The organism is Streptomyces sp. NPDC043726 (assembly GCF_056436565.1).
Genome location: NZ_JBWKCI010000013.1, coordinates 253,677 through 265,507, shown reverse-complemented (window position 1 = coordinate 265,507; position 11,831 = coordinate 253,677). Strand labels below are relative to the sequence as shown.

Below are 11,831 nucleotides of genomic sequence, written 5' to 3'. Positions count from 1 at the left end.
GTCAGTTGCCCCTCTCGTCCAGAGCCAGGTCGACGAGTGCTTCCAGGTCCATGGCGGCCAGTTCCTCCGCACCGGTGTCCGGGCCCGCGCTCGGGGCCGGTCGCAGCAGTCCGGCGATGTGCTCGCCGAGCTCGCGCGGTGTGGGGTAGCTGAAGACGAGGGTGGTCGGCAGGCGCAGTCCGGTCGCGGAGGCCAGCCGGTTGCACAGCTCGACGGAGGTCAGCGAGTCGAATCCGAGCTGGGTGAACGGCTGGTCGGCGGCGAGAGGCGTACCGGCCGGGTGCCCGAGCACGACCGCCACCTGTTCGCGGACCCAGTCCAGTACGGCCGTCTCCGCCTCGGCATCCGGCAGGGCGGCGAGCCGAGCGGGCAGGCCGCCGCCTGCGGTCCTGCCCACCCGTTCGCGCGCCGGGCGACCTGCGGCGACGAGCTCACCGAGGAGGGGCGGCGGCTCCTCACCGTTCCTGTCGCGCAGGGCGGCGACGTCCAGCCGGGCCGGGATCACGACCGGGTGGTCGACGGCGCGCGCCGCGTCGAACAGAGCCAGCGCCTCGGCGGTCGGCATCGCGGCGACGCCGAGCCTGCGGACCCGCGCGAGATCGGTCTCGGCCAGGTGCCCGGTCATGCCGCTGCGCTCCTCCCACCAGCCCCAGCACAGTGAGGTGCCGACCAGACCGCGGGCCCTGCGCCACGCCGCCAGACCGTCCAGGAACCCGTTCGCCGCCGCGTAGCCCGCCTGCCCGGCGGTGCCGAGCGTGCCCGCGAGGGCCGAGAACAGGATGAACGCGGAGAGAGGGTGTTCCCGGGTCAGCTCGTGCAGGTGGATCGCGCCGAGGACTTTGGCGCGCAGCGCGCGGTCGAGGCTCCGCGGGGTCAGCGACTCGACGGTGCCGTCCGCCAGGGCGCCCGCAGCGTGCACGACCGCCGTCAGCGGATACCCGGGCGGCATGTCCGCGAGCAGTCCGGCCACCGCGTCCCGGTCCGCGACATCGCAGGCCACCACCTTGACGACCGCGCCCGCCCGCGTCAGCTCGGCGACCAGTTCGACCGCGCCTTCGGCCGCCATGCCCCGACGGCTCGCCAGCACCAGGCTGCGGACCTCGTGTGCGGTGACGAGATGCCGGGCGATCAGCGAGCCCACTCCCCCGGTCCCACCGGTGACCAGCACGGTCCCGCCGCCGAAGCCTGTCCCGAGATCGAAGACGATCTTCCCGGTGTGGCGGCCCTGGCTCATCTCGCGGAACGCCCTGCGCGCGTCGAGGATGTCGCGGACGGCGATCGGGTTCAGGTGCAACCGCCCGTCGGCGAACAGTTCCATGACGGTGCGGAACATCTCGTGGATGGCATCCGGGCCTGCCTCGTAGAGGTCGAAGGCCCGGTAGTCGACGCCTGGATGATCGGCCGCCACCCGCTCGGGATCGCGTACGTCCGTCTTCCCCATCTCCACGAAGTCGCCGCCTCCGGGAAGCAGCTTCAGCGAGGCGTCGACGAAGTGATGCGCGAGGGAGTTCAGTACGACGTCCATCCCGCGGCCGCCCGAGGAGTCGAGGAAGGCGTCCGCGAACCCCACGTCCCGCGACGAGGCCAGGTGCGCGTCGTCCAGGCCCAGGGCGCGCAGGGCGGGCCACTTGGCCGGGCTCGCGGTCCCGTAGACCTCGGCACCGACGTGCTGGGCGAGTTGTACGGCGGCCATCCCGACGCCGCCCGCCGCGGCGTGGACGAGGATGCGCCGGCCCTTCTCCAGCCGGGCCACGTGGAAGAGGGCGTAGCAGGCGGTGAGGAAGGCGCCCGGCACGGACGCGGCCTCGGCGTAGCTCCACTGGTCGGGGACGGGCATGAGCAGGCGGTGGTCGGCCACGGCGACGCGGCCGAAGGCGCCGGAGAAGATGCCCGTCACCCGGTCGCCGGGGGCGAGAGCGGTGACGTCGTCCGCGACCTCCAGCACGGTTCCGGCGCCCTCGCTGCCGATCCCGGCGTCGATGGCCGTCCGTTCCACCAGTCCCAGCGCGATCGTGACGTCCCGGAAGTTGAGCCCGGCCGCGTGCACCTCGACGCGGACCTGCCCGCTCGTCAGGGGCGCCTCCACCTCGGGGCACGGCACCCAGGTCAGGTTCTCCAGCGTCCCCTTGCGGGGAATGCCCAACCGTTGCGCGCCCGGCGTCGGCGGCTCGATCCGGTTGCCCGGGGGTGAGGTCTCCGCCACCCGGGGGACGAGCAACTCGCTTCCCCGGAGTGCCAGTTGGGGTTCGTCGAGGGCGAGTGCGGCCGGCATGAGCGCCCAGGAGGGCTCCTCGTCGTCGAGGTCCAACAGCCGGAACCTGCCGGGGTGTTCGGTCATGGCGGACCGGATCAGGCCCCAGACGGACGCGCCGGGGAGGTTGTCGACGGTCTCCCGGGCACCGGTGGCGAGGCGGGTGAGGACCGCCAGCGTGGATCCGGCGAGCGCGTCCTCGGCGAGGAACCGCTGGACCTGCGCCAGCACACGCGTGTTCACGGCGATCGGGTCGGGCTCGGTGTCGACGAGATCGTCCACGCAGAGCACGAGATGCCGGGGTGCCTCCCCCGCGAGCACGTCGTCGAAGGACGTGTAGAACTCGGGCACGTCGGCGAGGCGGGACGCCGGCCCGTCCTTCGCGCCGAGCACGCCCCACCGCCCTCGAGGGGTCGTCCGCTCGGGCGAGCGGACCGGTCGCCATGCCACCTGATACAGCGACTGTCCGGTTCTGGCGCGCGCCACGTGCAGTTGCCCGGGGCTCGCCTGCCGGAAGGTCAACGCCGCGGTGTGCGCGATTCCGCGGCCGTCTTCGTCCGCGACCGTCACCGACACGGCGGCCTCACCGGCCGGGGAGATCCGGATCCGCACGGTCGGGCCGCACTCCCCGTACCGCTCCGCCCCGGACCAGGAGAACGGCATCCAGCCCTGGTCGCGCCCGATCTCGACGACCCCGCCCGCCACGACGGCGTGCAGTGCCGAGTCCAGCAGCGCCGGATGCAGGGCGAACCCGGAGGCGGCCGAACCGGCGGCGGTCGTGGGCAAGGTGGCCGTGGCGAAGAGGTCGTCACCGCGCCGCCACACCTCGCGCAGTCCCCGGAAGGCCGGGCCGTAGTCGAAGCCCGCGTCCGCGAAGGAGTCGTAGAGGCTGTCGATGGGCAGTTGCCGCGCCTTTGACGGTGGCCAGACGGCGAGGGATGCCGCCTCGTCGGTCCGTGGGGCCGTCGGCGTCGCGCCCGGCGCGAGCCTCCCCACGGCATGCCGGGTCCAGTCGCCGGCCGCCGGCCCGTCGCCGGCGGGCCTCGCGTACACGTCCAGGGAGCGGTGCCCCTTCTCGTCCGCCGTGCCGACGACGATCCGCACCCGCACGTCGCCCGGGTCGGGAAGGATCAGGGGCACTTCCAAGGAGAGTTCGCCGACGGCGGTGCAGCCGACGGCGTCGCCGACCCACAGCGCCAGGTCCAGGTAGGCCGTCGCCGGTACGACGACCGAGCCGAACACGGCGTGATCGGCGAGCCATGCGTGGGTGCGCGGGGACCACTGGCCGGTGAACATCACCTCGTCGGTGCCGGGGTGATGGACGACCGCGCCCAGCAAGGGGTGGTCCGGCGCCGTCAGACCGGCGGAGCGGACGTCCGCCCTCCCCGTCCCGGCCTGGAAGTCCAGCCAGTGCCGGCGCCGTTGGAACGCGTACGTCGGAAGGTCCACCCGGCGGCGGGGTCCGAGCAGGGCGTCCCAGTCCACGTCCCCGCCCCGGACGTGCAGGTGGGCCAGCGAGCCGACGAGCGTCTCCACCGCGTTCCGGCCCCGCCGGGCCGCCGACAGGACCACCGCGTCGTCCACGCCCTCCGCGGCGAACGCCTCCTTGGTGATGCTCGTGAGGGTCGCACCGGGGCCCAGTTCGAGGAAGGTGCCGGTCCCGGCCGTACGGGCGTGCTCCACGGCGTCGTGGAAGCGCACGGGTTCGCGGATGTGCCGTACCCAGTGGGCGGTGGAGGTCAGTTCCTCGAGCGTGGCCTCGCGGCCCAGTCTCGTCGAGACGACCGGGATGGTCATCGCGCCGGCCGGGAGTGCGCCGATGGTGCTCGCGAACTCCTCCAGGACCGGGTCCATGAGCGGGGAGTGGAAGGCGTGGTCGACGTCGAGGAGCTTCGCCGACGTGCCGTCGGCGACGAGACGGTCCCTGAGGTCGAGGACCTCGTCGCGGTGACCCGAGACCACGATCGACTCCGGGCCGTTGACGGCGGCGACGCCGATCCGGTCGTAGGGGCCGAGGAGGGCGCCGATCCGGTCCTCCGAGGCGCGTACCGCGAGCATCGCGCCCCGCTCGGCCTTCTGCATGGCCCGCCCGCGCGCGGCCACCAGCCGGGTCGCACTGTCGAGGTCCAGGGCGCCCGACACATGAGCGGCGGCGATCTCTCCGACGGAGTGGCCGATCAGGTGGCCCGGCCGCCCGCAGAGCGCCACCAGGAGCCGGTATCGGCTGACCTCCAGCGCGAACAACGCCGGCTGTGCGATGTCCGTGCGGGCCGCTCCGTCCTGCGTGGGCGCGTCGGCGAGGAGCAACGCCCGCAGGCTGTAAGGGAGATGGGTGTCGAAGTGTGCGCAGACCTCGTCGAGGGTGTGAGCGAAGACGGGGTAGGTGTCGTACAACTGCCGCGCGGTGCCTTGCCATTGGGTGCCCTGGCCGGGGAACAGGAAGGCGGTACGACCGCCTTCACCGGCCACACCCCGCGCGACCGCGGCGGACTCCGTGCCGTCGCGCACCGCGGCGAGACCGAGCATGAGTTCGCCCCGGTCGCGCCCCAGCACCACCGCACGGTGCTCGAACCGCGACCTGGTGGACACCAACGACCCGGCGATGTCGGCGATGTCGGCGTCCAGGTCGGTGGCGGCGAAGTCGTGCAGCCGCTCCGCCTGCGCCCGCAGTGCGCTCTGCGAGCGTGCCGACACGACCCACGGAACCGGCCCGCTCAGCGGCTCGGAGGCGCAGGGCGCCGCCTCTTCCTCGGGCGGCTCCTCCAGGATCAGGTGCGCGTTGGTGCCGCCGGCCCCGAAGGCGGACACGCCCGCGCGCCGGGGCCGTCCCGGGACGCTCGGCCACTTCATGGTGCCGGTCAGCAGTTCCACCGCCCCGGCCGACCAGTCCACCCGGGTCGTCGGACGGTCCACGTGCAGTGTCTTGGGCATCGTCCGATGACGCATCGCCATGATCATCTTGATGATGCCGGCGACGCCCGCGGCCGCCTGCGCATGCCCGATGTTCGACTTCAACGCCCCGAGCCACAGCGGCCGGTCGGGATCGCGGTCCTGTCCGTAGGTGGCCAGCACCGCCTGCGCCTCGATCGGGTCGCCCAATACCGTACCGGTGCCGTGGGCCTCGACCACGTCCACCTCGTCCGCCCGGACCCGGGAGTTCGCCAACGCCGCGCGTATCACTCGCTGTTGGGAGGGGCCGTTCGGTGCGGTCAGCCCGTTGGACGCCCCGTCCTGGTTGATCGCCGAGCCCCGGATCACCGCCCAGATCCGGCGTCCGCTCCGCCGTGCGTCCGACAGCCGCTCCAGGACGAGCATGCCCGCCCCCTCGGAGAAGCCTGTGCCGTCCGCCGTGTCGGCGAAGGCCTTGCACCGGCCGTCCGCCGCCAGGCCCCGTTGCCGCGACATCTCCCGGAAGACCTGCGTCGTCGCCATGACGGTGACGCCCCCGGCCAGCGCCAGCGTGCACTCGCCCTGCCGCAGTGACTGCACGGCCTGGTGGACCGCCACCAGCGACGAGGAACACGCGGTGTCGATCGACAGCGCCGGACCCTCCAGCCCCAGCGCGTACGCCACCCGCCCGGACGCCACGCTGAGCAGTGAACCGGTCTGCCCATAGCCGGAGATGGCCTCGGGGGTGTGGAAGTGGTTGCCGTATCCGAAGTACGCGATGCCGGCGAAGACACCAGTGCTGCTGCCGTGCAGGGTCCGCGGGTCGATGCCGGCCCGCTCCAGGGACTCCCAGGAGGTCTCCAGCAGCAGCCGCTGCTGAGGGTCGGCGGCCAGCGCCTCCCGCGGGCTGATCCCGAAGAAGTCGGCGTCGAAGTCACCGGCGTCGTACAGGAATCCGCCGGAGCGGGTGTAGCAGGTGCCCGGCCGACCCGGTTCCGGGTCGTAGAGGGCGTCCAGGTCCCAGCCGCGGTCGTCGGGGAAGCCCGAGACCACGTCCCGGCCCGCCGCCACCAGCTCCCACAGCGCCTCCGGCGACGTCGCCCCGCCCGGGAAACGGCAGCCGGCACCGACGATGGCGATGGGCTCCGCGGCGGCCTGCGTCAGCTCGTTCAGGCGCCGACGGGTCTCGATCAGCTCGATCGAGGTCCGCTTGAGGTAGTCGAGAACATCGGCATCGTTGTCGTGTGTCATCGCTCTCCCTGGCCGAGCTCTTTGTCCAGCAGCGAGAGAAGCTCGCCGGCTGATGCCGAACTGATCCGGTCGACGAGGCCGGACGGTGAGGTGTCGCCCGCCGCCGTGCGGACCCGGCCGTGCAGCTCGCCGAGGAGGGCGGCGATGGTGGTCCTGTCCTCCTCGCCGAGTTCGCGCAGTGCGCCCGTCAGCCGGGCGCCCAGTCCTTCGATCTCCTTGGCGAGACGGGTGGCCGGCGACTCCGGCGCGGCGCCGGGCTGGAGGCCCTCGGCGAGGAACCGGGCGAGGGCGCTCGGGTTCGGGTGGTCGAAGGCGAGCGTGGCGGACAGCTTCAGGCCGGTCACCTCCGCCAGCTTGTTCCGCAGCTCCAGCGCCATGAGCGAGTCGATACCCAGGTCCCGGAACGCCACGGTGGGACGGACCCGTTCGGTGTCGGCGTGGCCGAGCACGAGCGCGGTCTGCGCCCGCACGGCGTCGAGGAGCACTCCTCGCGCATCGGTCCCGGACAGCTCGCTCACCCGCTGCGCGAGTCCGGCGTCGACGGCTTCCCGCTTCCTCCGGCCGGAGGGGGGCGCCGCCAGGTCGCGCAGCAGCGGGCTCGGGGCCGACGGGTCCAGCCGCGCGGGCACCAGCACCGGCTCCTCGCGCGAGAGCGCCGCGTCGAAGAGGGCGAGCCCTTCGTGCGACGCGAGGGGCCGCACGCCCTGCCGCCGCAGTCGTTCGACGTCCCCCGTGCCGAGGCCGGCGCCCGCCTCGGTGCGCTCCGCCCAGTAGCCCCAGCACAGCGAGCCGGCCGCCAGGCCCTCGGCCCGGCGGACGTGAGCCAGCCCGTCGAGAAAGGCGTTGGCCGCCGCGTAGTTGGCCTGCCCCGCCGTTCCGAGGACGCCCGCGACCGAGGAGAACAGCACGAACGCGGACAGGTCCAGGTGCCGGGTCAGTTCGTGCAGGTACCAGGCGCCGCGCACCTTCGGTGCCAGTACCTCGTCCACCCGGTCCTCGGTGAGTGCCTCGACGACTGAGTCGTCCAGTACGGCCGCGCAGTGGACGACCGCCGTCAGCGGATGCTCGTCGGGCACCGCGTCGATCAGTCGGGCGACGGAGCCACGGCTGGTGACATCGCAGGCGACGATCTGGGTGTGCGCCCCCGCCGCGGTCAGTTCCTCCTGCAGCCCGGCCGCCGCGGGTGCCGCCGGCCCGCGCCGGCCGGCGAGCACCAGTCGGCGCACGCCGTGCCGCTGCACGAGGTGGCGGGCCAGCATCGCTCCCAGACCGCTGGTGCCGCCGGTGATCAGGACGGTTCCGTCGAGGGGCGGGCGACGGGTGGAGGCGCCCCGGACGGGGACCAGCCGAGGGGTGGTCATGACGCCGGCCCGGATCTTGAGCTGGGGTTCCCCGCTCGCGGCGGCGGCCGGAACGCAGGCATGTGAGGCGGCCTCGCCGTCCGTGTCGACGAGCACGAACCGGCCCGGGTTCTCGGTCTGCGCGCTGCGCACGAATCCCCAGACCGCGGCCGCCGCGGGGTCGGTGTGGGCCACGTGGTCGTCGTGGACGGCATCGCGGGTCACGACCACCAGGCGGGAGTCGGAGAACCGCTCGTCGGCGAGCCAGTCCCGCGTCCAGCGCAGCACTTGGTGGACGTTCCGCTCGGCAGCGGCGGGGGTGTCGCCGTCGGCCGCCGTGTCCACCCGGGCGATGACGACAGGGGGGATCGTCGGGGCGGAGGCGGCGAGTTCACCGAGGGAGGCATGGGCCGCCGCGTCCCGGCCCGACGCGGACGGGCCCACCACGGCGTAGTGACCGGCGGCCGTCCCGGGCGGCACCGGGAACGGTGTCCAGTCCACTCGGAACAGCGCTCCCCGGTGGTCGGAGTCCAGCTCGGTCAGCCGCCCGCTGTCAGCGGGCCGCAGAAGCAGTGAGTCCACGCCACCGAGCGGTGTTCCGTCCTGATGCCATACGGCGACGGAGACCGCGTTCTCACCTGCGGGCGCCAGCCGGACCCTCAGGGCGGTCGCCGGTCCGGCGGAGTTCAGGTGGATCCCCGTACAGCGGTAGGGCAGCCAGTCCCCGGGCCGGGTGTCGTCGACGAACCGCCCGAGGCCGATCGCGCGCAGCGCTGCGTGGAGCAGCGCCGGGTGGATCCGGAAGCCACGCGCATCCGTGCCACCCTCGGCGGGTATGCCCGCATCGGCGTACAGGACGTCGTCGCGGCGCCAGACGTGCCGCAGCCAGTCGTCCTTCTCGAACGGCACCTCGACCGCGCCCTCGGGAGGCCACGGAACGAGTTCCTCCGCCGCACGGGATCCTCCGGTGACGGACCCGACGGCGTTCCGGATCCACGCGGATTCGCCCTCACCCCGGGAGTGCACGCCGAGGGCCCCCTTGCTGTCGACGACGACCCGGATCTCGCGGTCGGCCGTCCGGGACAGCACCAGCGGTGTCTCCAGCGTCAGTTCGTCGACGACGTCGCCTCCCACCCGGTGGGCCGCCCACGCCGCCAGCTCCACCAGCACCGACGCCGGTGCCACCACGGCACCGTGGACCGTCTGGTCGTAGAGCCAGGGGTGGTGCCGCGGCGACAGGCGCCCGCCGCCCACCACCCCTGCGGGCTCCGCGTCCTCGGGCAGGTCGACGACGGCGTCGAGGAGCGGGTGGTCCGAGGTGGTGCGGGTGGTGGTCTCCGCGGGTGTGTCCAGCCAGTGGCGCTGCCGCTGGAAGGGGTACGTGGGCAACTCGGCCGGGCAGCCGTCCCGGCCGGGGAACACCGCCTCCCAGGACACCGCGACGCCCGCCACGAATGCCTCGGCCGCCGACCTGTACAGGCGCTTGAGGCCGCCGTCGCCGCGGCGCAGCGAGCCGACCACCACCCCCTGGGCGCCGGGGGTGTGGTCGAGCATGTCCTGGATGTTGATCGTGAGCAGCGGGTGCGGGCTGACCTCGACGAACGCGCCGTACCCCGCGCCCAGGAGGCACTTCACGGCTGCCTCGAATCGGACCGGCTCGCGTATGTTGCGGAACCAGTAGGCGGGGTCCAGCTCCGCGGTGTCGATCGGTCCGCCCCGCACCGTGGAGTAGAACTCCACCGGTGAGGACGTGGGGGTGATTCCTTCCAGCGCGTCGAGGAGCTGGTCCTCGAACTGGTCCATGAGCGGTGAGTGGCCGGGTACGCCGCCCGGGATCCAGCGCACGCGGGCGCCCTCGGACTCGCAGATCGCGGCCAGTTCCCGGACCGCCGAGGCCTCGCCCGCGACCGTCGTCGAGTACGGTCCGTTGACCGCGGCGATCGCGGCCCGGGACCCCGTCCGCTCCAGCAGCTCCCGTACCCGGTGTTCGGGCAGCACGATCCCGGCCATACCGCCGTCCTGAGCCGTGGAGGCCAGCATCCGGGACCGTACGGCCACGATCCGCGCCGCGTCCGGCAGGGTCAGGGCGCCGGCGACGCAGGCGGCGGCGATCTCGCCCTGGGAGTGGCCGGTCACCGCGTCCGGTGTCACCCCCAGCGACCGCCATACCTGCGCCAGCGACACCATCACCGCGAACAGCACCGGCTGGACCACCTCGATCCGGTCCAGGTCCCCCGCCTTCGGGCCGCCGCACACCGTGTCGGTCAACGACCAGTCCACCCACGGCGCCAAGGCGTCGTCGCACGCGCGCATCCGCTCGGCGAACACCGGGGACGACTCCCACAGTTCACGTCCCATACCGGCCCACTGCGAGCCCTGGCCGGGGAAGACGAACACCGTCCTGCCGACCGGTCCGGCGACGCCGGACACCACACCGGCCGGATTGCGGCTGCCGTCGGCGACGGCGGCCAGGCCGGCGAGGAGTTCCTCCCGGTCCGCGCCGATGACGACCCGGCGGTGTTCGAACAGAGAGCGCGTCGTCACCAGGGAGTGCCCCACAGCGGCCGTCGGCGGGTCCGTGGCCGGACCGTCCCGCAGCCGCTCTGCCTGTTCCCGCAGCGCCTCGGCGGACCGGGCCGACAGGACCCACGGCACCGCGCCGAGGACATCGGCGGGGGTCCACTCGACGGTCTCGGGCGGCTCCTCGATGATCACGTGCGCGTTCGTCCCGCTGACCCCGAACGACGACACTCCCGCGCGCCGGGGCCGCCCCGGTGCGCCCGGCCACTTCCTCGCCGCGGTCAGCAGCCGCACCGTCCCCGCGGACCAGTCGACGTGCGGGGTCGGCCGGTCCACGTGCAGGGTCCTGGGCAGCACCCCGTGGCGCATCGCCATGATCATCTTGATCATTCCGCCGACGCCCGCGGCCGCCTGCGTGTGCCCGATGTTCGACTTCAGCGAGCCCAGCCACAGCGGGCTGCCGGGGTCCCGGTCCGACCCGTAGGCGGCCAGCAGCGCCTCCGCCTCGATGGGGTCACCCAGCTTCGTGCCCGTCCCGTGGGCCTCCACCGCGTCCACGTCGCCCGCCGCGAGGCCGGCGTCGGCCAGGGCCGCCCGGATGACCCGGCGCTGCGCCAGTTCGTTCGGCGCCGTCAGCCCGTTGGAGGCGCCGTCCTGGTTGATCGCCGAGCCCCGGATCACCGCCCGGATCCGGCGTCCGTTGCGCAGCGCGTCCGACAGCCGCTCCAGCACCAGGACTCCCGCGCCCTCGCCCCAGCCGGTTCCGTCGGCCGCCTCCGCGAACGACTTGCACCGGCCGTCGGCCGACAGACTCCGCTGCCTGGATGCCTCCACGAACAGCCCCGGAGTGGGCAGCGCCGACACCCCTCCGGCCAGCGCCATGGTGCACTCCCCCGCCCGCAGAGAGCGCACGGCCTGGTGCACCGCCACCAGCGACGAGGAGCAGGCGGTGTCCACCGACACCGCCGGGCCTTCCAGCCCCAGCACGTACGCCACCCGGCCCGAGGCCACGCTGGTGTACGTCCCCCCGATCGCGAGACCCTCCGTCTCCTGGCCGCCACCGCCGCCGAGCCGCGGGCCGTAGTCGACCCCGTAGATCCCGGTGAACACCCCGGTCGCCGAGCCCCGCAGCCCGGCCGGGTCGATTCCCGCCCGCTCCAGCGCCTCCCACGACGTCTCCAGCATCAGCCGCTGCTGCGGATCCATCGCGAGCGCCTCGCGTGGGCTGATCCCGAAGAACGGCGCGTCGAAGTCGGCGAGGTGGGACAGGAACCCGCCCGAGCGGGTGTACGTCTTCCCGCGCGCGTCGGGGTCCGGGTCGTACAGCGCCTCCACGTCCCAGCCTCGGTCGCGCGGGAAGCCGCCTATCGCGTCCACCTCGTCGGACACCAGCCGCCACAGCTCGTCCGGGGACGTGACCCCGCCCGGGAAGCGGCACCCCGCGCCCACGACCGCGACGGGCTCGCGGGCGGCCTCCTCCAGCTCGCGCACCCGCTCGCGCAGCGTCTGCGCGTCGCTGACGGCACGTCGAAGGTAGGACCGGAGCTTGTCGACGTCTTCCACCTGGGCCTCCCCCATGA

Annotated in this window: 2 protein-coding genes; both read right to left on the bottom strand. The window is 73.6% G+C overall.

What is annotated here, in order from left to right:
• Nucleotide 1: 1 nt before the first annotated feature.
• Nucleotides 2-6,391 carry a type I polyketide synthase gene (locus AC068Z_RS33510; RefSeq protein WP_478564284.1) on the bottom strand — a complete coding sequence of 2,130 codons (6,390 nt, stop codon included), beginning with the start codon at nt 6,389-6,391 and terminating at the stop codon, nt 2-4.
• The gene (locus AC068Z_RS33505; RefSeq protein ID WP_478564281.1) at nt 6,388-11,829 is read right to left on the bottom strand and encodes an SDR family NAD(P)-dependent oxidoreductase; all 5,442 of its coding nucleotides are present in this window, start codon (nt 11,827-11,829) and stop codon (nt 6,388-6,390) included. The genes AC068Z_RS33510 and AC068Z_RS33505 overlap by 4 nt, the downstream gene beginning before the upstream one ends.
• Between the last annotated feature and the right edge of the window lie 2 nt (nt 11,830-11,831).

Excerpts from the sequence above, each read along its gene's own strand:
- AC068Z_RS33510 (WP_478564284.1), bottom strand. The coding sequence starts at position 6,391 with ATGACACACGACAACGATGCCGATGTTCTCGACTACCTCAAGCGGACC.
- AC068Z_RS33505 (WP_478564281.1), bottom strand. The coding sequence starts at position 11,829 with ATGGGGGAGGCCCAGGTGGAAGACGTCGACAAGCTCCGGTCCTACCTT.